Raw genomic sequence first — 24,861 nt, 5'->3', positions numbered from 1 at the left:
GTGGAATGGGCGACGGAAGGCTGCGGCGAGGTGCGCGAGGCCTAGTGCCGCGTAGACTTGGTGCTATGGATACAAATACTGTGTTAGCCATTGTTATTGGCGTAGTGATTGTGGCGGCAATCATCGTCGGAATCATCTGGTTCCGCAAATCGCGCGAACGTGGTTCGAGCCAGACGGCAGGCCAGGCAGCAGGTGCGCAGGAATCGGCGTCTTCCGCTTCCGCGACTGCGACGAGCGTGCGTTCGGTTGCGAAAGAAGCAGCGGCGCAAACAACGCAGGCCGGTCCGTCGGCTGAAGCAGGTGCTACTGCCGGCGCGGAAGCATCATCTGCAACTGACGAGTCCGCTGAAGTCGCTGAGACTACCGAAGCTGCTGAGGCTACTGAGCTCGATGAAACCGCCGCGCAGTCCGACGCTGCCGTTCCTGCCAAGCGCACCCCTGTGGTGCCGGATATCGCACCGGTTGCCACGCCGACCGCAAACGAACCTGTGGCGCTGGCCGAAGCTGCTCCTGCTGCTCCTGCCGAATCCGCTCCGGCACCCGTTGTCGAGTCCCCGGAACCGGTGGCCGGCCGCCTCACCCGATTGAAGGCGCGACTGGCCAAGTCCGGCAATCCATTCGGCAAAGCGCTGTTCAATATTCTGACCAAAGATAACCTGTCTGAGGCCGATTGGGAAGACGTCGAAGACACGCTGCTGCTCGCCGACGTGGGTGCCGAAGCCAGCGCACAACTGGTCGACGACTTGAGAACCGATGCCCGCGTGACCGGCAAGTCCGATGCCGCCGAAGTGCGCGAGGCTCTGCGGGACAAGCTCATCGATCTGGTTGGCCGCGATACTGACCGCAGCCTTAACGCCGCAAAGCCGGGGGCACATAAGCCGTCCGTAATCATCATGGTGGGTGTCAACGGCACCGGCAAAACCACTACGGCCGGCAAGCTCGCCCGCCTGTTCGTGGCCGAAGGCAAATCCGTGATGATGGGTGCGGCCGATACCTTCCGTGCCGCCGCCGCCGACCAGCTCGAAACCTGGGGTGCCCGCGTGAACGTGCCGGTGGTGCGCTCCGACAAGGATGGTGCTGACCCGGCGTCCGTGGCCTTCGAAGCCTCGGCCAAAGCCAAGGAAGCCAATACGGATGTGCTGATTATCGACACCGCCGGCCGTCTGCAGAACAAGGCGAACCTGATGGACGAGCTGGGCAAGATCCGTCGCGTAACCGAAAAGAACCTGCCCGTGGACGAAGTGCTGCTGGTACTCGACGCCACCACCGGCCAGAACGGCATGACGCAGGCCAAGGTGTTCGCAGAGGCAATCGGCATCACCGGCGTGGTGCTGTCCAAGCTTGACGGCTCGGCCAAGGGCGGCATTGTCATCTCCGTGCAAAAGGAGCTGGGCGTGCCGGTTAAGCTCGTGGGTCTTGGCGAAGGGCCGGACGATCTGGCACCCTTCGATCCCGAAGGCTTCGTGGACGGCATCCTAGCGTAGCTGTCTGCAATGTGAAACGCCGACCAAGGCTGAATCAAGGCCGTGAATCATGTTGGAAACATGGTTCACGGCCTTCGCTTTTCCCAATATTCAAGCCGCAACACACCCGTATCACCGTGCGTTCGTGGGGTCCAACGCTTAACAATCGCGTAACCTGCCGTAACGCAATCAAAATGAGTCGGGCGTTCACTGTCACACTGTTAGCCCCGCAAAGGGGACGGCAAATAGTGAGTAAAGCAGCGCCCGACCGAAGGCCTGGGTGCCATGAACAAGAGAGGGAGGTAGACATGGGAACGCTTGATTCCGGTAATACCGCATGGATCCTGACATCCGCGTCCTTGGTTTTCCTCATGACGCCTGGTGTGGCGTTCTTCTATGGCGGTATGGTTCGTGCCAAGGCCGTTCTGAACATGCTGATGCTTGAGGCGGCGGCACTGTCGGTGACGATGGTTATCTGGACCCTGTGGGGCTGGTCCATCGCCTACGCCGGCAATGATATCGCTGGCATCTTCGGAGACCCGGCCACCGGCTTCCTGCTGAAGGATTCGATGGTCGCCGAGGATGGCGTGTTCACCACCACCGGTCTGAACGGCAACAACTACCCGGTGTCTGTTGACGTGGCATTCCAGGTCGCCTTCGCCATGATCACCGTGGGCCTGATCTGCGGCGCCATCGCCGAGCGTGTGAAGTACAGCACGTGGATGATCTTTGTGGCCCTGTGGGTTACCTTCGATTACGCTCCGATGGCCCACATGGTGTGGAACGGAGGCCTGCTCTCTGGCACTGGCGCAATCTCCACCGCCATCGGCGCTGCCGCCCACGATTTCGCAGGTGGTACCGTTGTGCACATCAACGCCGCAGTCGCCGCTTTGGTGATTGTGCTCATCATCGGCAAGCGCAAGGGCTTCGGCACGCAGCCGTTCCGCCCGCACAATGTTCCGTTCGTGATGCTCGGCGCCTTCCTGCTGTGGTTCGGCTGGTTCGGCTTCAACGCCGGCTCCGCGTTCGCCGCTAACGGCACCGCTGGCTACGCTTGGGTGTCCACTTCCGCTGCGACCGCCGCCGCCATGCTCTCCTGGGGCTTCACCGAAAAGATTCGCTCCGGCCACTACACCGCCATGGGTGCCGCCTCCGGTATGGTTGCCGGCCTGGTCGCCATCACCCCGGCCGCCGATGTGGTTTCCCCGCTGTGGGCATTGGTGATGGGTGCCATCGCCGGTGTGCTCACCTGCCTGGCCTGCGGTCTGAAGTTCAAGTTTGGCTACGATGACTCCCTCGATGTCGTCGGCGTCCATGGCGTCGGCGGTCTGACCGGCACCGTGCTCGTCGGCTTCTTCGGTCAGGGCACCGGTCTGCTGGCCGGTGGCGACTGGAGGCAGCTCGTGGTCCAGGTGCTTATCGCCCTCGTTGCCATCCTGTACTCCGCCGTGATCACCGCCATCATCGCCTTCGCTCTGGAGAAGACCATCGGTTGGCGCGTCACCGAAGCTCAGGAAGTCGGTGGCATCGATTTGGCCGATCAGGGCGAACGTGCCTACGATTTTGCTGGTACTGCCAGCTCCGTTCTCAAGGAGGTGAGGTGAGATGAAGCTCATCACCGCAATCATTCAGCCCCATAAGCTCGACGACGTCAAGGAAGCGCTCGCAGCTGCCGGCGTGCACGGTCTGACCGTGTCCGAAGCCAACGGCTACGGTCGCCAGCGTGGTCACACCGAGGTCTACCGTGGCGCCGAATACACCGTGGATCTGATCCCGAAGATTCGCATCGAGGTGCTGTCGGACGATGCCGACGCCGAAACGCTGGTTGGCGTGATCGTCAAGGCCGCCGGCACCGGCACCATCGGCGACGGCAAGGTGTGGGTTGCGCCGCTTGACTCCGTAACCCGCGTGCGCACCGGCGAAACCGGCTCCGCCGCAATCTGATTACACGTCCCAGCTCCCCTGCTGTAAAAGTGGAAGCTGGGCATCAATATGACAGGATTCCCGCACGATGCCTTCCCCTTGGCCGTGCGGGATTTCTGTTACTTGCCTGATTTTTGTCATCTACCGACTTTTTCGAATAATCAGTCCCCGAATAATCGGGGTTCGTGCCTGATCCCAAGGCCCGAAGGAGGCTAATCATATGGCCAGCGCAGTTGATGGTCTTAAACAACGGTTCATGGCAATGAGCCAGCCGGACGACGATGGCGTCTACCGCAACGGCGCGGCCAAACGCAAGGCGCGCACCGATCTTGCCATGGACTGCCTCAAACAGTTGTGGGCCGAGGCTTGCGACGGCGTTGGCTTTGACGTGCCATTCAAAGGCATCGGTTTGGCGGCGGTTGGTTCGCTCGCCCGCGGGCAAGTGGGCCCCAGCTCCGATCTTGATTTGGTGCTGATCTATGACGGCCATGTGCTAAGCGATCAGCAGCTCAACGAATTCGCCAACAAACTATGGTATCCGCTGTGGGACAGCGGCTTGGATTTGGATCATTCCGTACGCACCCGGCAGCAGTGCGAAGCTGTGACCGACAGTGACCTGCCCGCTGCCATGGGATGGTTGGACGTGCGCCCGGTGGCCGGTGACGAGACGCTGATCGACAACACCGCCACTTCGATTCTTGAACGATGGCGCAAGGCTGCGCGCAAACGCTTGCCCGAACTGCTGGAATCCGCCAGCTCGCGACTGGGCGAATTCGGGCGCATGCAATACGTCAACCAGCCGGATATCAAAGAAGCGCGCGGCGGATTGCGCGACTCGGTGCTGGTATCGGCACTCGCAGCCTCCTGGCTGGCGGATCGCCCGCACGGCGTATACGACGAAGCCGTTGAACGTCTGCTGGATGTGCGCGACTGCATTCATGTGGTTGCAGGTAAAGATACGAACCTGCTGCTCGCGCCTTATCAGGCCCAAGTCGCCTCCATGCTGGGCCTGGCCGACCCGACCTGGCCGCAGGCCGAACGTGCGGCCTACGCCATTGACGATTTGCAGACACTGCTTGCACGTATCGGCCGGCGTATCTCCTTCTCCCTGGACTCCACCGCCTCGCGCGCTGAACATTCGCTCACCCATGAAAAGCCGCGGTTCGCATTCTTCCAAATGTTCTCCCAACGCTCCGGCGGCAAACGTGAAGCCCCACAGTTCGAAACCATCGCGCCCGGCATTGTCAAGCATGAGGGCGAACTGGTGCTCGCCCCCGGAGTTGAGCCGAAGCAGGACGCGAAACTAGCGTTGCGCATGGCCGTGGCAGCCGGCGAGTTTGGGCTACCGATCAATCCGGCGACGCTGGTCAATCTCAAGAACTGCCCGATCCACGACAACCAGTGGGATGAGGAATCACGCGAATTATTCGTGCGATTACTCGCCTGTGGGCCGGCGCTGCTGGACGTATGGGAAAGCATTGATTTCGTGGATTTGCCCGGCCGCTGGATGCCCGAATGGTTGGGTATTCGCAACCGTCCGTCCGCCTCCGCCGCCCACCGCTACACTATTGACCGCCATATGGTGGAGACGGTTTCCCGTCTCGGGCGTGAGACGCCTTCCGGTGGCCGCTATGACGACGAGCATATGCAGGCGCTGCTGTTGGCCGGCATCACGCATGATTTGGGCAAGCGCGCGTTCGTGCGCGATCATGCCGCCGAAGGCGCTCGCCATGTGCCGGTGATTCTCAAGCGTATGGGGTATGCGCCCGATGTGGTGGACTGGGCCACGACTTTGGTGCGCGAGCACCTGACGCTTTCCGAATTCGCTACGAAGCGTGACCCTTATGATCCGGCAGTGGGCAAGGAGTTGGCTGATCGGCTGCATCATGATTCCGCACTGTTGGATATGCTGTTCGACCTGACCCGCGCCGATGGGTCGTCGCTGGGTGCCACTTCCGGAGAAACCATCACCAAGCAATACGGTTGGTCCACATGGCGCGAGCAGATTGTTCGCGGCATGTATGCTGCGGCTCGTGCGGCGATGTAGATGTTGTGCCTACTTCATCCAGTTGTCGCCGCGCACGCGCAGGGCGTTGAATAGGGCGCGCAAACCAATGAACACCACATTGATTACGCTCCACAGGGCTATGGTGCGCGCAGTGTCCGAGGTCAGTACCGAGCCGCTGGCTACGCCAATTGCCGTTAGGCACGGGAAATAGACCAGTGCAGTGACGGTGCAGGTCAAGGCTAGGTACCGGTAGTCGCCCGCGCCGATCAGAATGCCATCCAACGCCCACATCCATCCGCCGAGTGGCAGGAATATGGCCAACGTCACCAGCCCGACCGTAATCTGCTGTTGTACGGCAAGCGTAGGCGAGAACAGGGGAGCGGTCACCAGCCCGACGACAGCCAGCGCGAATCCGATGATGATGCCGCCGACCAGTCCGGCTCTGCCAGAGGCTTGCGTCATCGCACGCGCCCGATCGCGTCGACCCGCGCCCAGTTCCGTGGCCACCAAAGCCTGGCCGGCGATGCCAATGGCGTCCAGCATGTTGATAACGAAATTCCAGCTCGAATTCACCGCCTGATAGGCGGCCAGCACCTGATCTCCCATGCGCGCGGCCAGCATCACTGTGGCCACCATGCTTGCGCGCAGCGCCAGGGTGCGCAGGAACAGGGGAGCGCCATCGCCCGCAGTGGTCAGAATGCCGGCCAGGCGGGGCTTCCAATCCGCGCCATCCGCCTTGGCCCACAGCAGAGCCGGTATGGTTAGGAAAATGCCCATAAACCATTGGGCGATCAGCGTAGCCGCGCCCGATCCGGCGATGCCCCAGCCGAAACCGAACACAAACAGCAGGTCGAGCACCGTGTTCGTGACTGCGCCGGCCACCGCCGCAATCAGCGTGATACGCACTTTCTTAAGCCCACGGAAAATGCCGTTTGCCGCATACACCAGCAGCATGCCGGGCAAACCGAACACAATGGCATGCAGATAGGCGACCGCGTGTTCCAGCACTGCGCCTCGCGCGCCCATAATCCAGCACAATGGTTCGGCTGCGGCAAACAGCGCTGTTGACACGATTGCGCCGATTAGCAGCGCCAGCCACATGCCGTCGATGCCGGCTTCCAACCCTTCGCGCCGGCGGCCCGCACCGATGAGATGCGCCACTTGGCTGGTGGTGCCGTATGCCAGGAACACGCACAGTCCTACGCAGGTGAGGATGATGGTCGAGCCGATGGATAGGCCTGCCAAAGCGGCGTCCCCGATATGGCCCACGATGGCCGTGTCAATCAGGATGAACGCAGGTTCGGCAATCAGTTGGCCAAAGGTGGGCAATGCCAGCGACAGAATCTGACGGTTGATATGACGGTTGGTGTGATGGTGGTCTGTCTCGTCGACCTGTTGGACTGCGGACTGTTGGGTTGCAGCAGGCTGGTTTGCGGCCTGGTTGACCTGGTTGGCTTGGTGGTCGCCATGGTGGTTGTGATGCACGCCTCCCACCCTACCGCCTTGGTGCTCCTTGCCGGTGCGATGCAGGTTCATGTGAACGTATGTGGGCTCATGCGAGCGCGCGATGGGGCCGACCTGCCCAATATCATGATTGCCGATATGACGCAACTGGCGATGATGCACGTGAAAAGTTGTCCCCGACTATCCCCATGTTGTGCACAGCGTTATCCCCCATGTGTGTACAACTCTGTGGATAACTTACTGTTTATCCACAGAGTTATGCCCATCATGTGGATAACTCATTTTTCTATCCACATTTGCCCTTCCGCGTGTCGAACAAACCATGAACGAACGGTGAACAACAGCGCAAAGCGCCATCGAATCAGTATCGGCTCAGCGCTGCTTTCAGCAATCGCATAACATCAAGCATCATGTTCCGTTTGACTGCTGGTGTTCAGTCGGTAGTAGGCCGCATGCTCGCGCAGATATTCACGCAAATAGGGGATGGCGAAATCCACGTATCCGTGTCCGGCTTCTTTAATGACTTGGGCATCCAGCAGCCTCATGCGATAGATATTCGCATAGTTGGTGTCGCGTCCCATTCTTTGGGCAATGGCTGAAGTGGAAGATGGTCCATCGTCCTGTGCCATCGCCAGCAGGTATGTGCGGTCAATGGGGGAGAGACCGTCCATCTCTGGGCCATGAACGGTGTCGCCAAGACGAACGAGAGCTGCGGCAATTCCTGTTTCGACGTCTTGAGCGCTCGCGAGGATGTGGTCTTCGGCGACGCCACGACGGCGCACTGTGCGCCATATGTTGTAGCCGACGAGTTGAATCATGAACGGGTATCCTTCAGTGGCTTTGGCGGCTTTGCTAAGATCCTCATCTTTTAGAGTGATACCGGTGTCCGCGAATGTTTTGCGGAATGATTCTTGTACTTCATCCCAGGGAACATCACCGAGTTTTTCTGGTTGGGCTCGGCGCAGGAACGTTGTAGCGTCGTCGTTCAGCCATTTGGAAGATAGGCTGGGTAGTCCAGCGAACACAAAGGCGTAATTACGTTCCTGCGTAGTTAGAAATTGCATAGCGGTGGCGATGGCGATCATGTCATCGCGGCTTGCTGCCTGCGCTTCGTCTATGGTGACCAGCAACCCGCCGTCGTGAGATTCCTCGACGTCGAGCCTGCGGCTGAGCGCATCCCGCAACGTCAATGGCATCATGTCATCGCCTGCTGCCTTCAGCTCGCCGAATTGCAGTGTGCCCACCAGAGGAACTTTGAGCTCAGGCTTGAATGAGATGCCGATACCCTCGTGCTGCGGTTCAACGCGAGACATCAGCCGCTTGGTTAACCCCGGCGACGCGGATTCGGCTACAACGCTCCACCCCTGAGCTTCGGCCATCTTATGAAATTCCGTGAGAATCACGGTTTTGCCGACACCACGCGCTCCGGTAACGCACATCAGGCGTCCAGGAGCACCGGGGCCATCATCAAGTCCCTCTTGGAAGTCGTCGAGCACAGGTTGTCTGCCCACCAGCAGTGGCGGCGTCCGTCCGGCGGTGGGTTTGAAGGGGTTGGTACGATGCCTTTTTTCTGCTTTGAAGACCATGTCTTCATTCTAGGGCAAATATAAAGAAATATAAAGAATATAAAAGAATATAAAAAATACAAAAGGGCGATGCGCGGCTGTCGGAAAGGTTGCGCTGACGCTGCCAAGCCGACCCAGCGTGGGCCTATACTGGCTGACTATGGCAGAAGGAAACGAGAACTATCAGGGTGGTTCAGGTTGGACGGACGATACGCGCGGATCCCGCGCCGACCGCGCCGATCGCGGCGGTTCTAACGCACGAACCAGCAACGCGGCAAGCAGTGGAACTGACCTGTTCGACCGTGTGCCCCCGCATGATGACGACGCGGAAATGGCCGTGCTCGGCGGCATGCTGATGAGCAAGGACGCCATCGGCGAAGTGTCGCAAACCATCGAAGTCACCGACTTCTACCAGCCCAAGCACCAGATCGTCTATAACGCGATCATCGACCTGTTCGCCGCCAGCCAGCCGGTGGACGTGGTGCTGGTGGCCAACCAGCTGCTCGCCGACGGCAATCTGGACAAGGTTGGTGGCGCCGACTATCTGCATTCGCTGGTCGCCTCCGTGCCCACCGCCGCCAACGCCATGTATTATGCGCAAATCGTGCATCAGCGTGCGATTTTGCGCAACGTGATCGCCGCCGGCACCAAAATCGCGCAGCTTGGCTATTCCGCCGAAGGTTCGCAGGCCGAGGATGTGGTCAACCTCGCCCAGTCGGAAGTCTATGAGATGTCGATGGGCAAAGTGCGCCAGGATTACGCGGCGATCGGCCCGGTGGTGCATGATGCGCTCGACCAGCTCGACAAACTCCAGCAAGGCTTGGTCAACAAAGGTGTGCCCACCGGGTTCCGCGATATCGACGATGTGACCCAGGGCCTGCAACCCGGTCAGATGGTCGTCGTCGCAGGCCGCCCGGCCATGGGCAAATCCACGCTCGGCATTGACTTCGCGCGCGCCGCCGCGCTGCACCACGGGTTGACGTCCATCGTGTTCAGCTTGGAGATGAGCAAGGTGGAATTGGCCCAGCGCATCATCTCCGCCGAAACGAATATTCCGATGGCCGCGCTGCGTCGCGCCGACGACATCACACCGGAACGATGGAACACACTCAACCAGTTCTGGACGAAAATGCAGAACGCGCCGCTGTTTATCGACGATTCGCCGAATATGTCGCTGATGGAAATCCGCGCAAAATGCCGCCGCCTGAAGCAAACCAATGATCTGAAACTTGTGGTTATCGACTACTTGCAGCTGATGACTTCGGGCAAGGCTGTGGAATCCCGTCAGCAGGAGGTTTCTGAATTCTCTCGTGCTCTCAAGCTGCTGGCCAAGGAGCTTGAAGTGCCGGTAATCGCATTGTCGCAGCTCAACCGTGGCCCTGAAATGCGCAACGATAAGAAACCACAGCTTTCCGACCTGCGTGAATCGGGTTCAATCGAACAGGATGCTGACGTGGTGTTCCTGGTGCACCGACCTGACTTCTACGATAAGGAGGACCGCCCGGGCGAGGCCGACATCATCATGGCCAAGCATCGTAACGGCCCCACCGAAACCTTCCATCTCGCCTTCCTCGGAGCCACGTCCAAATTCAAGGACATGCCGCAGGACTACAACGCACAGGCGGTGTGACATGTTCGCTACAGCTGCAATCGGCAAATTCATCCGCTGGGGACTGCGCGTCACCAAACACGGCGGCTCGGCATTCCCCGGCAAAATAGTCGAGCAGATCGACCCCGGATTCCTGGCCCGTACACTCGGTCAGCTGCCCCTTGGCGTGGTGCTCGTCTCCGGCACGAACGGCAAAACCACCACCACCCGCATGGTCGCCTCCATGCTCGCCGACCTAGGGTTGAAGGTATTCACCAACCCCACCGGTTCGAACTTCACGCGCGGCGTGGTCTCCGCACTGCTCGCCGAAGTCTCGCTGGGCGGCACATTGGACGCCGATATCGCCGTGCTGGAACTGGACGAAGCCTACGCCGTGCATTTCGTGCGCCAGGTGCACCCGCGCTATGCCCTGCTGCTCAACGTGATGCGCGACCAGCTGGATCGCTTCGGCGAAATCGACACCACCGCCAAACTGCTCAGCCACGTCGCCGCGGCGACCAGCGGCACCGTGGTGCTCAACCGTGAGGATCCGCGCATCGCCGCGCTCGCCGACGTGGTGCCGGCCGGCACGCAGGTGCGCTACTTCGGCTTGGCTGACGGGTTGCGACGCTACTTCCCCTCCGATGACGATATGACCACCACAGTTAGCGCCGAGGTTCAGGGGCAGGGTGGTGCGCAAGCAGATGCTCAGACGGATAGCACTGCCGGCACTACCAAACTGCCCGCCGATGTAACCCTTGTCGCTGTTGGCGACCATCAAGCCACATTCCTGATGGATAGCAAGGAACACGCCACTTCCGTCAAGCTGGAAGGCGTCTACAACCTGTACAACGCCGCCGCCGCGCTCGCCGTGGCGCGCGCTGTGATAACCGATGCCAAGGGCGGTGCCGATGCCGCCGCGCTTGTTCGCGCGGCCTCCCGCGTCACCCCGGCATTCGGCCGCGGCGAAATCATTGACGTGAACGGCTCGCCGGTCGAACTGCTGCTGGTCAAGAATCCGATGGGCTTCCGCCTATCGCTGGCCAGCTTCGATGCTTCCGGCGCGGACACCATGATCGCCATTAACGACGAATACGCCGACGGGCGTGACATGAGCTGGCTGTGGGATGTGGACTTCACCAGTCTGCGCTCCGGCGGCGTGAGCATGGTATCCGGCGTGCGCGCCTGGGATATGGCCCTGCGTCTGGAATACGACCAAGTGCCGGTCGCCACCGTTGAACCCGACTTGGAACAGGCCGTTGACGCATTCGTCGCCGGGCATCCCGGCGTACCCAAGCACATCTACTGCACTTACACTGCCATGCTCAAAATCCGTGCGATACTCGGGCGCATCACCCATGTTGCGGACGCGGGCGTAGGGCGCTGATAGCTGGAAACAACGCTGACAATGAAACGCTGGAAACCAACAGACAAGCCGGAGAACAAACAATGACCAAGCAGATTGACGTCATGTCCCTCTACCCAAAGGATATGAACATCTACGGCGATTCCGGCAACGTGCTTACGATTCGCCGCCGACTGGAACTCTACGGCTATGAGCCGGTGATCCACCAATACAATCAGGGTGACGACTGGCCTGGGCATGTCGATATGATTCTTGGCGGCGGCGGGCAAGACACCGGGCAGAAAAAGATCATCGACGACTTCTACAGCCGTGCCGATCTGCTGCGCTCGTTGGCGGGCGACGGTGTTCCCATGCTGATGATCTGCGGCCTATACCAGCTGTTCGGCGAATACTTCGAAACCGTGGATGGCACCAAACTGGACGGTATCGGCGTCATCGGCGCGTATACCGTGGGCCAAGATGTGCGCATGATCGGCAATCTGGTGGAACACAGCGACCAATTCGGCGATGTGATCGGCTACGAGAATCATTCCGGGCAGACCTTCCTGCGCGACGGCACCCGTCCGCTGGGGCATGTTGACGCCGACGGTTGCGGCAACAACGGTGAGGATCATACCGAGGGCGCGCGCGTGAACAACGTCATCGGCACGTATATGCACGGCTCGCTACTGCCCAAAAACCCCGCAATCAGCGATTTTCTTATCGAAACCGCCGCAACCCGACGTTATGGCAGTTTCGATGCCTCCGACCAAACCCCTGAACAGGCCGCGGCACTGGCGCACTTGGACGAAACTGCCGCTGCCGCGCGTCGAACTGCCGCAGCCCGCCCGCGCTAATCGTGTCGCGGTGTATTGGCAGCGCATAATGCGACGGAATCATTCCAACGGCTTAATGCACACCGCGCTGCCGCTGCGGTAGTCTAGGTAGCTAAGGACGCGGCCACCCCGGTCGCGCCAAACCCACGCGAAGGAGGGTTATCATGGCTGATTTCGATCTGGGAGAGGGCCTGCGCAAGGTCATGCTGGCGGGCATCGGTGCCCTGGCCACCGGTTACGAAAAAGGTAACGAAATCGTTGAGGATCTGGTCAAGAAGGGTGAGCTGACGGTGGAGCAGGGCAAGGCTCTGAACACCGAGCTCAAGCGCAAGGTCGGCGAATCGCTGGTCAACGACGCCAACAAGGATGACGCCGCCAAGGAGCAGGCTGAGACGACGGACGCCAAGCCCGCCGAGGATGCCGAGGATAAGGCCGAGTGACCTCCCCACAAACACCCAGAGAGCCGCAATCGACCCCGCTTTCCAGCAGGGTCGATACGGTTCTCACGCCCGCAAAAGCCCAGCGTGAGGCTGGGGGCGCGGGTGCCAATGCCGCGGCCTCAAGTGCCGACGGTGGACGTTCTGGCATTACTCCGGACGATACTATCGCCCTGTTCGGTCTGCGCCGCGACGATTTTTCTCGCCGTTATCATCTGACGCGTCGCAGCAGGATTAAAAGACTGGCGCAGATTACGCGCATCGTCGAACGATTCGACATTCTGCACGGGTTGACGCCGGTGAAAATGCGTCTGATGTTCGAGGCGCTGGGCCCCACGTTCGTCAAAGTGGGGCAGATTCTGTCGATGCGCTCCGAAATGCTGCCGCAAAGTTTCTGCGATGAACTGGCCAAGCTGCGCGCCGACGCTGACCCGATGCCATATTCCACTGTGCTGCAGGTGCTGGAAGCCGAATATGGCAGGCCTGTAGGCGAGATTTTCGAACATATTGATCCCAAACCATTGGGTTCCGCTTCTTTGGCGCAGGTGCATCGTGCCACATTGTCCACCGGCGAAGACGTGGCCATCAAAGTGCAGCGGCCCGGCGTGCGCGAAACCATGGCACAGGATGTTGCCATTATGCGCTCCATCGCCAAAACCGCCTCCAAAGTGATGCGTTCCTCGCAGATCGTGGACTTGAAGGGCGTGGTCGAGGAACTGTGGGAAACCTTCCAGTCGGAAACGGACTTCCTGATCGAGGCACGCAACCTCGCCGAGTTCAAACGGTTCTCCGAACGGTTCCGCTACATGGACTGCCCGACCCCATACACCGATTTGTGCACCGAACATGTGGTGGTGATGGAGTATGTGGACGGCATCTCCGTTTCGCACCCTGGCCAGCTGATCGCCGCCGGCTACGATTTGAAGGAGATCGGCACCAAACTCGTCGATAATTACGCCACGCAGATTCTCGACGACGGCTTTTTCCACGCCGACCCTCATCCGGGCAATATCATCGTACGCGACGGACAGATCGTGCTCATTGATCTGGGTATGACCGGCCGGCTCGACGGCCGTACGCGCAGCGTGCTCAAAGACATGATTTTCGCCGTAGCCAAGCAGGATTCGCCGGCGCTGGCCGACGGGCTGTTGCGTTTCGCGGGCACCGAGGCTGATCCTGAGGATTATCCGGCGCTGCTGGCCGACCTCGACGTCATTGTCAAGGAATTCGGCACCGTGGATTTGGCGGAACTCGATCTGGCGGCGTTCCTGACCTCGCTTACCCAGCTGGCCCAGCGTCATGGCATCGAAGTGCCCAGCACCGTGACCACTGTGGGGCGCGCGCTGGTGACGTTGGAGGGGCTGCTGGACGAGTTCATTCCCGACGTGAATATGATCGAGATCATTTCCGAACATATCGCCACGTCAAAAACACCGCAGCAGATGGTTAAGGACGAAGTCAAGGATCTGGCAGTTGAAGGGCATCAGGCGCTGCATTCCACACTCCTGGCCTTGAACGAGCTGAAGGTTGCCTCCCGAATGCTCACGCGCGGCCAGCTGCGCGTGAATATGGAGCTGGTCGGCAGCGAAGAGCCATTCCAGCTGCTGAGTGATATGGTGAACAGGCTGACGATGGCGCTGATTATCGTCGGTTTGTTCGTCGGCTCGTCCATCGTGTATTTCGCGGGCATGAAGCCGATTATTTTCGGCGTGCCCATCGTGGGATTCCTAGGGTATATCGTCGCCTTCGCGCTCGGCGTGTGGATCGTCATCGACATCTACCTCAAAGGCCGCAAAACCAAACGCCGCTAACCTGTTGGTATGCACGGTTTGCCTGTCGATTTATGCGGTTCGACTGTCGATTCGTACGTTTCGCCTGGTCGTTTGCACGGTCCGACTGCAGGATTGTTATATACCTACGTAACAATCCCGCAGTCGAACCGTGCTAATCGGCAGTTGAATCGTGACAGTTGATAGCTGAACCGTGTCAATCGGCAGTTGTTGCATGCACATCAGTGGTGGGGATTACGATAGGGGCGGTTTGATATGCAGGGGAGCGACGACATGACGGCTTATATGGATCACAAGGATCTCGCCAACGAGACGATTGATGCGGCGCGCGCGCGGCAGATTGCGGACGGCGTGCACGATGTGCTCGAACGTATCGCCGCAGCGGAGGCGGCGGCCGGGCGCAAGGCCGGTTCCGTCAAGCTGCTGGCCGCCACCAAAACCCGTGATGTCGGCGAAATCATGGCCGCCATTGATGCGGGCGTGCGTATGATCGGCGAGAACCGTCCGCAGGAGATTGTTGTCAAAGCCCCGGGACTGGTGCGGTTGCTGAGCGAACGTGGATTTACCATTGGCTGCACCGCCGATGTGCCGCCGGTTTCGTTGGGCGCGAGTGTGCCGTCGGGTTCCGCGCCGGTACAAGCCTCGCCTGCCGTCGCTGCTGCTGCGGAGGGAGCTGACGGCGACGCCGCACATGCTGCGCTTGCGACGCATATTCCATTTCATGTCATCGGCCAGCTGCAATCCAATAAAATCAGCAAGGTACTGCCCGTGGTCGATGGCATCGAATCGGTGGATTCCATCGAATTGGCGGAGAAAATCGCACGCCGCGCCACAATGCGCGGGGTGACGGTTGGCGTGCTGCTGGAAGTCAACGAGTCCGGCGAAGCGAGCAAGTCGGGGTGTGAGCCCAGCCATGCCATCGACTTGGCCAAGCGCATCGGTTCGATGGGCGGCCTTGAATTGCAGGGGCTGATGACCGTTGGTGCTCACGTGGACGACGAAAACGTGATCCGCGCAGGATTCGCGCATCTTCGTCGTACGCGCGATCAGATTCTCGCATCGGGTGCGCAAGGCACCGAGCATTGCACCGAACTGTCAATGGGCATGACGCAGGATATGGCCCTCGCCATCGAAGAGGGATCCAGCATCGTGCGCGTCGGCACTGCCATCTTCGGCGCACGCGCCTTCGTCTGATTGGTAATCAGAATCTGAAACTGCAAAAGACTGTCATCTTCCGAGCAATGTGGAAGGTGACAGTCTTTTTGCGATATGTATGTACAAGCTGTAATGGCTTGGATTTTGTGGTCGGGATCAGTGTATCAGATTCGAACCAGTTTGAATCAGGCGTAGATATTGCGCGGACGCATGTCTTCGGGCAGGCCGTCGAGCAGGATGGCCACTGAGCCCTCTTCGAACACGGAACGGATGCCGGCCGCCAGCAGCGGGGCCACGGACAGCACAGTCATATTTGGCAGACGCTTCTCTTCGGGAACTGGCACGGTGTCCATCAGCACGATTTCACGTGCACCGCACTTGCTCAGGCGCTCCACGGCGGGGCCAGACAGCAGACCATGGGTGGCAACCAGCGTCACCGACTTCGCGCCGGCGTTGTTCAGCGTGCGCACAGCCTCGCAAATAGTGCCGGCGGTGTCGATCATATCGTCCACCACCACGCAGTCGCGGCCGTCCACGTCGCCGATGATGCCATGCGCTTCGGCATGGTTCGGGCGCGTGATATCGCGCTGCTTATGAATAAAGGCGAGCGGCAGATTGCCCAGCTTGGCGGCCCACTGCTCGGAAACCTTGATGCGTCCGGCGTCTGGCGAGACCACCGTCGTGTTGTCCAACGGCAGGGCGCCGCGCACATAATCCAACAACACCGGGGTGGCGGTCAGGTGATCGACCGGACCATCGAAGAAGCCCTGCTCCTGCGTGGCATGCAAATCAACCGTCATAATACGGTCGGCGCCGGCGGCGCGGAACAGATCAAAAATCAGGCGAGCGGTGATGGGCTCGCGGCCGCGGTGCTTCTTATCCTGACGCGAATAGCCCAGGAACGGAGCGACCACGGTAATCGACTTGGCGGACGCGCGTTTCAGGGCGTCGATCATGATGAGCTGTTCCATGATCCACTTATTAATATCGCCCGAATGGCACTGCAATACGAATACGTCGGCACCACGCACCGGCTCGGTGTAGCGCACGTACATCTCACCGTTGGCGAAATCGTACGCCGTGGTTTCCAAAATCTCGGTGCCGAGCACTTGCGCGACCTTGTCAGCCAGCTCGGGGTATGCGCGACCCGTCACCAATACGAGTCGTTTATCCGGGGTGCCTTCAAGAATCGCCGACATGCTTTCGCGTCCTTTTCACTTGAGAGAAATAGCCATCAAATTTGCCACAAACTAGTGTACAAGCACCCCGTCGCAGGCACGCACGGTGTCGCCGGTCATTTCGCTGTTAAGACAGGTATATGAGACCGCTGTGCTGCTGCTGGATGGCGGGATTGTGCGAAACGCTTCAGTGTAGCACCTCAGTCCGGCCCGCGCTGTATCTTTGAAAAGTTGTTTTCCGGCGACTCGCCTTCGGCGTGTTGCCATTATGAAAGCATCGCGTAAACACACTCCTGCCATGGAACGTCCATGGCCGAACTAGTCCGAAGGAGGTGGGTGATGTCTGCGCACAAGTACGAACTGATGTTCATCGCCGATCCTGAGCTGGATGAGCGCGGTCTGAAGAAGCTGACCGAGCAGTATCTGGAAACCGTCACCAAGGAAGGCGGTTCCGTTGATGAGCCCGATTACTGGGGCCGTCGCAAGCTTGCCTATGAGATTGCCGGCAAGACCGAAGGCAACTACGTTGTGGTGACCTACACCTGCGAGCCCGCCGTGAGCGACGAGCTTGACCGTGTGCTCAACCTCAACGAATCCGTGATCCGCACGAAGATTCTTCGCAAGGACGCCTGAGTCAAGGCGCCCGGTTCAGCTGCACAAGCTGTAGGTAGGTAAAGAAGGTACGTTATGGCAGGCGAAACCACCCTCACCATCGTGGGTAACCTCACGGCCGATCCCGAGCTGCGCACTCTCGGCAGCGGCGCGACCGTGGCCAGCTTCACGATCGCTTCCACCCCGCGCAACTGGAATCGTCAGACGAACCAGTTCGAGGACGGGCAGGCGCTGTTCATGCGCTGCTCCGCGTGGCGCGATCTGGCCGACCACTGCGCGCAGTCGCTGTCCAAGGGCATGCGCGTGATCGCCACAGGCCGTCTGCAGCAGCGTTCCTACCAGGCGCAGGACGGTTCCCAGCGCACCGTCGTGGAGATGCAGATCGACGAGATCGGCCCCTCCCTGCGCTATGCCACCGCGCAGGTGTCCCGCCAGCAGTCGCAGGGCGGCTTCCAGGGACGCTCCGGCGGCTATCAGGGTGGCCAGCCCCAGCAGGGCTACGGCAACCAGGGCGGCTACAACGGCGGCGCCACCTACCAGGGTGGCCAGGGTGGCTACAACGCCGGTGGTGCCGGCTACGGCCAGCCCGCCGCATCCAACCCGCCGGCCCAGGCTCCCGCCGTCGACCCGTGGAGCAACGCCGCATCCTCCGATGCCGGCAGCTTCTCGACGTTCGGTGCCTCCTCCGATTTCGGCGGGGACGACAACGAGCCCGAGTTCTGACGGATCCCGGAACCCACCTGCCGGGAACCTCCCATGGCGCGTGCAGCGCCAAGCACATTTCAAGATTTAAGGAGAACATCATGTCACGCAAGAGGCCGCAACCGCCGGTCAAGCCGTTCAAGAAGAAGCCGAACCCCCTGAAGACCGCCAAGGTCACCGAGATCGATTACAAGGACGTCGCGCTGCTGCGCAAGTTCATCTCCGATCGCGGCAAGATCCGCTCCCGTCGTATCACCGGCGTGACCGTGCAGGAGCAGCGCGAGATCTCCAAGGCCATCAAGAACGCCCGCGAGATGGCCCTGCTGCCGTACGCCACCTCGGGTCGCTGAGTCAGGAAGGCTTTGAACAATGGCTGAAACCAAGGTTATTCTCACCAAGAACGTGCCCAACCTGGGCCACCCCGGCGACGTCGTCGACGTGAAGTCCGGCTACGCCCGCAACTACCTGTTCCCGCAGAACCTTGCGTTCGCGTGGAGCAAGGGCGCCGAAGCCCAGATCGTCGCCATGAAGCGCGCCCGTCTGGCCAAGGCCGTCGCCACCCGCGAAGAGGCTATCGCCGCCAAGGACGCCATCGAGGGCACCACCGTCGAAATCGCCGCCAAGGTCTCCGAGTCCGGCAAGCTGTTCGGTGGCATCTCCGCCGAGAAGATCGCCATCGCGCTGTCCTCCAAGGCCGCCGTCAACCCGAAGGCCATCGAGGTCGAGACCATCAAGACCACCGGCGACTTCCCCGCCAAGGTGGCCCTCCACCCGGAAATCACCGCTTCCTTCTTCGTGAAGGTCGTGGCCGAGTGAACCATTCCGGCCCCTCCCGCCCCGGCGGGAAACCGGAATCATTCAGACTGAAAGTCTGAGCTTAAGCATTGCGAAACCCCGCACAGCTTCGGCTGGCGGGGTTTCGTGTGTTTAGCGTTGCTGTTTTGCTGGATTCGTTTATGTGCGTCTATTTGTGTGCCTTTTTCTGTCTGTCTTTTTGTGCTCGATGGACTGGTATAGAGGCTGTAATCGGTGATATAGTGCGCGACACGCCGATGTTTGCGTCAGAGCGAATCCCGAGTATAGTAATCACTCGGCTCAAGAAATTGACCAACGCCCCTTTAGCTCAGTTGGTTAGAGCAGCTGACTCTTAATCAGCGTGTCCAGGGTTCGAATCCCTGAGGGGGCACCTTCCGAAAGGCACTGTCAAGGACAGTGCCTTTCTTGTATTTCGAGCAAGCTTGTTATTCACACCGGCTCGTATTGTGGTGCCGCGGTATGAAGCGATGAGAGACGTGCCGCAGGGCGCGCAAGACAGGGAGAAAAGAGGCGGCGCAGTGGCGGCACAAGGCAACGATGCACGAACGACAGTAGAGGATACGGAACGTATGGTGCAGACGCGCCAGACGGGCGACAAAGCCGGTGCGCACGCATCAACAGCCTCTGTGCCCAGTCTCGAAAAAACACCGCGCACTATTCTGATCGGCGCCGCGTTGGCCTTGGGCGGCGGCGTACTGTGGGGCGTCAACGCCACCGTTTCCAAAATCCTGATGGCCGACTATGGTGCCGACCCCCTGTGGATTGCCTGCGTGCGCGAAATCTTCGCCGGATTGATCTTCTTGGTCTGCTCTGCAGTGTTCCTGCCCAAGCAATTCATCGGTGCGCTCATGGACTGGCGTTCCTATCCGCGTATGCTGCTGTGCGCTGTCACCTGCGTGCTGATGGTGCAGGTCTCCTATCTCAAAGCCATCGACTGGACCAACTCAGGCACCGCCACCGTGCTGCAGACATTGAATCTGCTGGTCGTGCTGGCCATCGTATGCGTCACCGGGCGGCGTTTGCCTGGCAAGCGTGAAAGCATCGGTGTGGCACTTGCCTTCATCGGCACCGTGCTGATCGCCACAGGTGGCGATCTGACGCAACTTTCGCTGCCGTTGCCAGGTCTGGCTTGGGGATTGACCGACGCAGTGTGCACCTCGCTAATGGCTGTGCTGCCGATTGCATTGATGGCCAAATATGGCAACTTCACCATCAATGGCATTATGTTCATCGTTTCCGGACTGCTGCTGGTGCCATTCGCACGTCCTATCGCCACAGCGCCTGCCTTGGATTGGATGGGCGTGGCGATGATGGTGTTCACCGTGGTCGGCGGCACGTTCGGCGCATATTGGCTGTATCTGGGCGGCGTGCAGCGGGCTGGTGCGATGCGTGCCACGATGCTTGGCACCAGCGAGCCGGTCACCGCCACGATTTCCGGCGTGATGTTCGCCGGTGCAGTGTTCACGCCCACCGATTGGGTGGGCTTTGCCATGATCATTGTCATGGTCTTCCTCGTGCGCTAACCAGCATCGGTGCTCCTGCCGTTTATCACGGCTGGCCTGCCGGTTTGCACGGTTCGGCCGCTGGTCTGCACGGTTGGACTGCGGGATTGTCACATACCTACGTAACAATTCCGCAGGTCAATCGTGCAAACCGGCAGGTGAACCGTGCGGGCCGACAGTCCGACAGCCCGACAGTGACGATTGGGCGACGCCGATAGCCTGTCGTGTTAGCAAAGTGTTAGGAACCGCATACACCGGCGTATGCGTTCCGTTAGAACCGGCATAAGCCCATCGCAAAGCCTCTAGGGTTATTTTTCGCAATGGTGCCCCGGAGGTTGTGCGGTTGCCGCTGCATCCAAAGCGTCGACAGCCGCATAACGGCACGGGGTATTCCTACTGAATGGAGAAAGAAATGCCTTGGTGGGTTGATGTGGCCTATGTGGCTGGCACGATCCTGTTATTCTTCCTGCTGGATGTGCTCGGCAAGGCGGTGGACAAGCTATGATTACCACCATTTTCACTGTTATCGGCATCGTGTTGGGGATCGTCGGGCTCGTATACATGTTCTATGCCCTGTGCCGCCCCGAGAAGTTCTGAGACAACGTCTGTAAAGGTTCCCAATACCCATGGTTTACCTGTTTGCGATTCTTACGCTGGCGTTTGTGGCGCTTGTTTTGGCTGCCATCTACAAACCGCTCGGCGATTACATGTACAACGTATTCAATACCGATAAGGATCTTGCCTTCGAACGTTGGATCTACGCGATTATCGGTTGCGATCCCAAGAAAGGCCAGACTTGGCGCGCCTACCTGCGCGGCGTGCTGGGCTTCTCCCTGCTGAGTGTGCTGGTGCTCTACCTGCTCCAGCGCGTGCAGGCCTGGCTGCCGTGGTCACTCGGTCTGCCGAACGTAAAAGGCCCGCTGGCCTTCAATACCGCAGCCTCCTTCGTGACCAACACGAACTGGCAGTCCTATTCGCCAGAACAAACCCTTGGCTATACGGTGCAGTTCGCCGGCCTGGCCGTGCAGAACTTCGTTTCCGCAGCGGTCGGCATCGCCGTGGCCATCGCTTTGGTGCGTGGCTTCGCATGGCGCAAGTCCGAAACCATCGGCAACTTCTGGGTTGATCTGACCCGCTGCACCATGCGCATCCTGCTGCCGATTTCCGTGGTGATGGGCATTATCCTCATCGCTCTTGGCGTGGCACAGAACTTCGCCGGTGTCGTCGACGTGAACACTATCGCCGGCGGGTCCCAGAAGATCATGCAGGGCCCGGTGGCTTCCCAGGAGGTTATTAAGGAACTGGGCACCAACGGCGGCGGCTTCTTCAACGCCAACTCCTCCCATCCTTACGAAGACCCGAACCTGTGGACCTGCATCATTGAAACGCTGCTCATGCTGGCGATTCCGGTGTCCCTGACCCGCACTTTCGGCCGTATGGTCGGCTCCGCCAAGCAGGGGTATGCGCTGCTGGGCGCAATGGTCGTATTGTTCGCCATCTCCTTCTTCGCTGTGGTGAGCTTCGAATCCTTCAGCGATGACCCGATCACCCGCCTGACCGGAGGCTCTATGGAAGGCAAAGAGGTGCGCTTTGGCACTGTGCTGTCGGGCATCTTCTCGACCACCTCGACATCCACCTCTACTGGTGCCGTGGCCTCCATGCATGACTCGTACACCGCCCTCGGCGGCATGATGTACCTGTTTAACATGATGCTCGGCGAAGTCAGCCCCGGTGGCGTGGGCGCCGGCCTGTACGGCATTCTGGTGATGGCCGTCGTGGCCGTGTTCATCGCCGGCCTGATGGTCGGCCGCACACCTGAATACCTTGGCAAGAAAATCGGCCCGCGCGAGATGAAAATGGCGTCGCTGTACTTCCTTGTTATGCCGGTGATCGTGATCGTGGGCGTATCCCTGAGCTATTTGCTGCCGTTTGCGCGCCAATCGATTGTGAACACCTCGCTGAACAATTCCGGCAACCACGGCTTCACCGAAGTCGTCTACGCTTTCGTTTCCGCCGCGAACAACAACGGTTCCGCCTTCGCCGGCCTCACCGCCGACACCCCGTGGCTCGACACCATGCTGGGTCTCGCCGTGCTGCTCGGCCGCTTCGTGCCGATTCTGCTGGTGCTTGCGCTCGCCGGTTCCCTGGCCAAGCAGGACGCCGTGCCTGTAACTGCCGGCACCATGCGTACCGACAACAAACTGTTCGTCGGCCTGTTGGTCTTCGTTATCTTCATTATCTCCGCGCTGACGTTCTTCCCGACGCTTGCTTTGGGACCGTTGGCTGAAGGTTTGGTGGCATAACACATGTCTGAAGCTACTGCAAATGACGTCATGAAGGACGTCAAGAAATCCAACAACCAGTCTCTGGGAGCGATGCTTCTCAAGAGCCTGCCGGATGCGTGCAAAAAGTTCGATCCGCGCACGATGTGGCACAATCCCGTGATGTTCATCGTGTGGGTGGGTGCCGCCTTCCTGACACTGGTCGGCATTTTTGAGATTTTCGCGCCTGAACTGCGCCAGGGTGAACCGATCCAGTTCACTTGGATTATCGCCGTATGCCTGTGGGCTACCGTGCTGTTCGCCAATCTCGCCGAGGCCGTGGCCGAGGGACGAGGCAAGGCTCAGGCCGATGCCCTGCGCAAAACCCGCACCACCACGCCCGCCCGCTTGGTAGTGGGCTATGATGCTGCGAACGATCCTGATGTGCGCGGACCAGAAAAGGGCGAAGGACCCACCACCATCCAGGAGGTGCCGTCCAGCGACCTGAAGCTCGGCGATGTGGTTGTTGTCTCCGCCGGTGAACTGATTCCTGGCGATGGCGACATTATTTCCGGTATCGCCTCCGTCGATGAATCCGCCATCACCGGCGAATCCGCCCCCGTGATTCGCGAATCCGGTGGCGACCGTTCGGCCGTCACCGGCGGTACCCGCGTGCTCTCCGACCGCATCGTGGTGCGCATCACCCAGAAGCCCGGCGAAAGCTTCGTCGACAAGATGATTGCTCTGGTCGAAGGTGCCAATCGCCAGAAGACCCCGAACGAAATCGCCCTCGATGTGCTGCTTTCGTCACTGACCATCATCTTCCTGATCGTGGTGCTGTGCCTGAACGGCCAGGCTTCGGCGGTTGGTGCCTCCGTCAGCCTCACTGTGCTGCTCGCCCTGCTGGTCTGCCTGATTCCGACCACCATCGGCGCACTGCTGTCCGCTATTGGTATCGCTGGCATGGATCGCTTGGTGCAGCGCAACGTGCTCGCCACCTCCGGCCGCGCCATTGAGGCCGCCGGCGATGTGACCACGCTGCTGCTTGATAAAACCGGTACCATCACCTACGGCAACCGTCAGGCCTCCAACTTCCATCCGCTGCCCGGCATCGACCAGGACGAGATGGTCAAGGCCTCGGCCCTAAGCTCGCTGGCCGATTCCACGCCGGAAGGCCAGTCGATTGTGGCCCTTGCCAACCAGCAGGGCTTCCACGTCGCTGAAGTTCCGGGTGCCACTCCGGTGGCCTTCACCGCCGAAACCCGTATGTCCGGCCTTGATCTGCCCGACGGCACGCGCATCCGCAAGGGCGCGACCTCCGCTGTCGAAGCCTGGGTTGAGAAGGAAAGCGGCCATCCTATGGAACAGGCCGTGAACGATGCGATGCACGATCGTGTGCGCGCCGTATCCAACGCCGGCGGCACCCCGCTGGTCGTGGCTCGTCAGGATGCCAACGGCAAGGTTACCGTGATGGGTGTCGTCCAGCTGAAGGACGTCGTCAAGAAGGGCCTGCGCGAACGTTTCGACGACTTGCGCAAGATGGGCATCCGCACCGTTATGGTCACCGGCGACAATCCGCTGACCGCAGCCGCCATCGCCAAGGAGGCTGGCGTTGACGATTTCATCGCCGAAGCCAAGCCTGAAGACAAGCTCGCCTACATCAAGGCCGAGCAGGCCAAGGGCCAGCTGGTCGCCATGACCGGCGACGGCACCAACGATGCCCCCGCTCTGGCACAATCCGATGTCGGCGTGGCCATGAACTCCGGTACCTCCGCAGCCAAGGAGGCCGGCAATATGGTCGACCTCGACTCCGACCCGACCAAGCTCATCGACATCGTGGCTATCGGCAAGCAGCTGCTGATCACGCGCGGTGCCCTGACCACCTTCTCCATCGCCAACGATATCGCCAAGTACTTCGCGATTATTCCGGCCATGTTCATGGAACAGTTCCCGGGCCTCGGCGTGCTGAACATCATGGGTCTGCACTCGTCGCTGTCCGCCGTGCTGTCCGCCGTGATCTTCAACGCGATTATTATCGTGCTGCTGATCCCGCTGGCGCTTAAGGGCGTCAAGTACCGTGCCGAATCCGGCGAAAAGATTCTGGGACGCAACCTTAAGATCTATGGTCTTGGCGGCATCATCGCCCCGTTCGTCGGCATTTGGATCATCGATCTGTTCGTTCGCCTCATCCCTGGTTTCTAATCGGTGAGATTGAT

At 60.0% G+C, this 24,861-nt stretch carries 20 protein-coding genes and 1 tRNA gene; 18 read left to right on the top strand and 3 right to left on the bottom strand.

Going from position 1 to position 24,861, the window contains the following annotated elements:
* Positions 1-65: 65 nt before the first annotated feature.
* The 4 genes from ftsY to G1C95_RS02815 all read left to right on the top strand — a co-directional run bounded on the left by ftsY (position 66) and on the right by G1C95_RS02815 (position 5,433).
* A complete protein-coding gene (gene ftsY, locus G1C95_RS02830; RefSeq protein ID WP_169171397.1) occupies positions 66-1,484 on the top strand; it encodes a signal recognition particle-docking protein FtsY in 1,419 nt (472 codons plus the stop codon).
* A gap of 287 nt (positions 1,485-1,771) precedes the next feature.
* A complete protein-coding gene (locus tag G1C95_RS02825; protein ID WP_169171396.1) occupies positions 1,772-3,067 on the top strand; it encodes an ammonium transporter in 1,296 nt (431 codons plus the stop codon).
* A gap of 1 nt (position 3,068) precedes the next feature.
* The gene (locus tag G1C95_RS02820; RefSeq protein ID WP_169171395.1) at positions 3,069-3,407 is read left to right on the top strand and encodes a P-II family nitrogen regulator; all 339 of its coding nucleotides are present in this window, start codon (positions 3,069-3,071) and stop codon (positions 3,405-3,407) included.
* Positions 3,408-3,606: 199 nt separating this feature from the next.
* Entirely contained in the window at positions 3,607-5,433 is a 1,827-nt protein-coding gene (locus tag G1C95_RS02815; RefSeq protein ID WP_169171394.1) for a [protein-PII] uridylyltransferase family protein, read from the top strand.
* A gap of 9 nt (positions 5,434-5,442) precedes the next feature.
* Here G1C95_RS02815 and G1C95_RS02810 read toward each other — a convergent pair whose 3' ends face one another.
* Both G1C95_RS02810 and G1C95_RS02805 read right to left on the bottom strand, forming a co-directional pair.
* Positions 5,443-6,750 carry an MATE family efflux transporter gene (locus G1C95_RS02810; RefSeq protein WP_335341398.1) on the bottom strand — a complete coding sequence of 436 codons (1,308 nt, stop codon included), beginning with the start codon at positions 6,748-6,750 and terminating at the stop codon, positions 5,443-5,445.
* A gap of 509 nt (positions 6,751-7,259) precedes the next feature.
* Positions 7,260-8,444, bottom strand: coding sequence for an ATP-binding protein (locus G1C95_RS02805; protein WP_169171393.1), 1,185 nt, complete (start codon positions 8,442-8,444; stop codon positions 7,260-7,262).
* 139 nt (positions 8,445-8,583) lie between these two features.
* Here G1C95_RS02805 and dnaB point away from each other — a divergent pair, with 139 nt between their 5' ends.
* From dnaB to G1C95_RS02775, 6 genes are all read left to right on the top strand, one after another.
* Entirely contained in the window at positions 8,584-10,053 is a 1,470-nt protein-coding gene (dnaB, locus tag G1C95_RS02800; RefSeq protein WP_169171392.1) for a replicative DNA helicase, read from the top strand.
* 1 nt (position 10,054) lies between these two features.
* Entirely contained in the window at positions 10,055-11,398 is a 1,344-nt protein-coding gene (locus G1C95_RS02795; RefSeq protein ID WP_169171391.1) for a MurT ligase domain-containing protein, read from the top strand.
* A gap of 62 nt (positions 11,399-11,460) precedes the next feature.
* Entirely contained in the window at positions 11,461-12,213 is a 753-nt protein-coding gene (locus G1C95_RS02790) for a type 1 glutamine amidotransferase (RefSeq protein WP_169171390.1), read from the top strand.
* 143 nt (positions 12,214-12,356) lie between these two features.
* Positions 12,357-12,632, top strand: coding sequence for a phasin family protein (locus tag G1C95_RS02785; RefSeq protein ID WP_169171389.1), 276 nt, complete (start codon positions 12,357-12,359; stop codon positions 12,630-12,632).
* Positions 12,629-14,440, top strand: coding sequence for an ABC1 kinase family protein (locus tag G1C95_RS02780; RefSeq protein ID WP_169171388.1), 1,812 nt, complete (start codon positions 12,629-12,631; stop codon positions 14,438-14,440). The genes G1C95_RS02785 and G1C95_RS02780 overlap by 4 nt, the downstream gene beginning before the upstream one ends.
* Positions 14,441-14,692: 252 nt before the next feature.
* The gene (locus G1C95_RS02775; RefSeq protein WP_169171387.1) at positions 14,693-15,613 is read left to right on the top strand and encodes a YggS family pyridoxal phosphate-dependent enzyme; all 921 of its coding nucleotides are present in this window, start codon (positions 14,693-14,695) and stop codon (positions 15,611-15,613) included.
* Positions 15,614-15,759: 146 nt separating this feature from the next.
* Here G1C95_RS02775 and G1C95_RS02770 read toward each other — a convergent pair whose 3' ends face one another.
* On the bottom strand, positions 15,760-16,773 hold the full coding sequence (locus G1C95_RS02770) for a ribose-phosphate diphosphokinase (RefSeq protein ID WP_169171386.1): 1,014 nt from the start codon (positions 16,771-16,773) through the stop codon (positions 15,760-15,762).
* 318 nt (positions 16,774-17,091) lie between these two features.
* On the opposite strand from G1C95_RS02770, the gene rpsF reads away from it, so the two are divergent.
* From rpsF to kdpB, 8 genes are all read left to right on the top strand, one after another.
* On the top strand, positions 17,092-17,385 hold the full coding sequence (gene rpsF / locus G1C95_RS02765; RefSeq protein WP_169171385.1) for a 30S ribosomal protein S6: 294 nt from the start codon (positions 17,092-17,094) through the stop codon (positions 17,383-17,385).
* A gap of 54 nt (positions 17,386-17,439) precedes the next feature.
* Positions 17,440-18,087, top strand: a complete 648-nt coding sequence (locus G1C95_RS02760; RefSeq protein ID WP_169171384.1) for a single-stranded DNA-binding protein — start codon at positions 17,440-17,442, stop codon at positions 18,085-18,087.
* Positions 18,088-18,167: 80 nt separating this feature from the next.
* Positions 18,168-18,416, top strand: a complete 249-nt coding sequence (gene rpsR / locus G1C95_RS02755) for a 30S ribosomal protein S18 (RefSeq protein WP_003825431.1) — start codon at positions 18,168-18,170, stop codon at positions 18,414-18,416.
* A 19-nt stretch (positions 18,417-18,435) separates the two neighbouring features.
* Positions 18,436-18,882, top strand: coding sequence for a 50S ribosomal protein L9 (gene rplI / locus G1C95_RS02750; protein WP_169171383.1), 447 nt, complete (start codon positions 18,436-18,438; stop codon positions 18,880-18,882).
* A 296-nt stretch (positions 18,883-19,178) separates the two neighbouring features.
* Positions 19,179-19,252: transfer RNA gene (locus G1C95_RS02745), tRNA-Lys, on the top strand.
* Between the two features lie 199 nt (positions 19,253-19,451).
* Complete coding sequence (locus tag G1C95_RS02740; protein WP_169171520.1) at positions 19,452-20,405, top strand: DMT family transporter; 954 nt, start codon at positions 19,452-19,454, stop codon at positions 20,403-20,405.
* Between the two features lie 605 nt (positions 20,406-21,010).
* Positions 21,011-22,687: a potassium-transporting ATPase subunit KdpA gene (gene kdpA / locus G1C95_RS02730; RefSeq protein ID WP_169171381.1), complete on the top strand. Its 1,677-nt coding sequence runs from the start codon at positions 21,011-21,013 to the stop codon at positions 22,685-22,687.
* 3 nt (positions 22,688-22,690) lie between these two features.
* The gene (kdpB, locus tag G1C95_RS02725; protein ID WP_169171380.1) at positions 22,691-24,847 is read left to right on the top strand and encodes a potassium-transporting ATPase subunit KdpB; all 2,157 of its coding nucleotides are present in this window, start codon (positions 22,691-22,693) and stop codon (positions 24,845-24,847) included.
* Positions 24,848-24,861 lie beyond the last annotated feature (14 nt).

It is taken from the genome of Bifidobacterium oedipodis, assembly GCF_012932425.1.
GTDB lineage: Bacteria > Actinomycetota > Actinomycetes > Actinomycetales > Bifidobacteriaceae > Bifidobacterium > Bifidobacterium oedipodis.
Note: the sequence above shows the minus strand (reverse complement) of the source record. Positions and strands in the feature narration are given on the sequence as shown.

What these genes read in the sequence shown, in the direction of transcription:
- ftsY (WP_169171397.1), top strand. Translation starts at nt 66, where the DNA reads ATGGATACAAATACTGTGTTAGCCATTGTTATTGGCGTAGTGATTGTG.
- G1C95_RS02825 (WP_169171396.1), top strand. Translation starts at nt 1,772, where the DNA reads ATGGGAACGCTTGATTCCGGTAATACCGCATGGATCCTGACATCCGCG.
- G1C95_RS02820 (WP_169171395.1), top strand. Translation starts at nt 3,069, where the DNA reads ATGAAGCTCATCACCGCAATCATTCAGCCCCATAAGCTCGACGACGTC.
- G1C95_RS02815 (WP_169171394.1), top strand. Translation starts at nt 3,607, where the DNA reads ATGGCCAGCGCAGTTGATGGTCTTAAACAACGGTTCATGGCAATGAGC.
- G1C95_RS02805 (WP_169171393.1), bottom strand. Translation starts at nt 8,444, where the DNA reads ATGGTCTTCAAAGCAGAAAAAAGGCATCGTACCAACCCCTTCAAACCC.
- dnaB (WP_169171392.1), top strand. Translation starts at nt 8,584, where the DNA reads ATGGCAGAAGGAAACGAGAACTATCAGGGTGGTTCAGGTTGGACGGAC.
- G1C95_RS02795 (WP_169171391.1), top strand. Translation starts at nt 10,055, where the DNA reads ATGTTCGCTACAGCTGCAATCGGCAAATTCATCCGCTGGGGACTGCGC.
- G1C95_RS02790 (WP_169171390.1), top strand. Translation starts at nt 11,461, where the DNA reads ATGACCAAGCAGATTGACGTCATGTCCCTCTACCCAAAGGATATGAAC.
- G1C95_RS02785 (WP_169171389.1), top strand. Translation starts at nt 12,357, where the DNA reads ATGGCTGATTTCGATCTGGGAGAGGGCCTGCGCAAGGTCATGCTGGCG.
- G1C95_RS02775 (WP_169171387.1), top strand. Translation starts at nt 14,693, where the DNA reads ATGACGGCTTATATGGATCACAAGGATCTCGCCAACGAGACGATTGAT.
- G1C95_RS02770 (WP_169171386.1), bottom strand. Translation starts at nt 16,773, where the DNA reads ATGTCGGCGATTCTTGAAGGCACCCCGGATAAACGACTCGTATTGGTG.
- rpsF (WP_169171385.1), top strand. Translation starts at nt 17,092, where the DNA reads ATGTCTGCGCACAAGTACGAACTGATGTTCATCGCCGATCCTGAGCTG.
- G1C95_RS02760 (WP_169171384.1), top strand. Translation starts at nt 17,440, where the DNA reads ATGGCAGGCGAAACCACCCTCACCATCGTGGGTAACCTCACGGCCGAT.
- rpsR (WP_003825431.1), top strand. Translation starts at nt 18,168, where the DNA reads ATGTCACGCAAGAGGCCGCAACCGCCGGTCAAGCCGTTCAAGAAGAAG.
- rplI (WP_169171383.1), top strand. Translation starts at nt 18,436, where the DNA reads ATGGCTGAAACCAAGGTTATTCTCACCAAGAACGTGCCCAACCTGGGC.
- G1C95_RS02740 (WP_169171520.1), top strand. Translation starts at nt 19,452, where the DNA reads ATGGTGCAGACGCGCCAGACGGGCGACAAAGCCGGTGCGCACGCATCA.
- kdpA (WP_169171381.1), top strand. Translation starts at nt 21,011, where the DNA reads ATGGTTTACCTGTTTGCGATTCTTACGCTGGCGTTTGTGGCGCTTGTT.
- kdpB (WP_169171380.1), top strand. Translation starts at nt 22,691, where the DNA reads ATGTCTGAAGCTACTGCAAATGACGTCATGAAGGACGTCAAGAAATCC.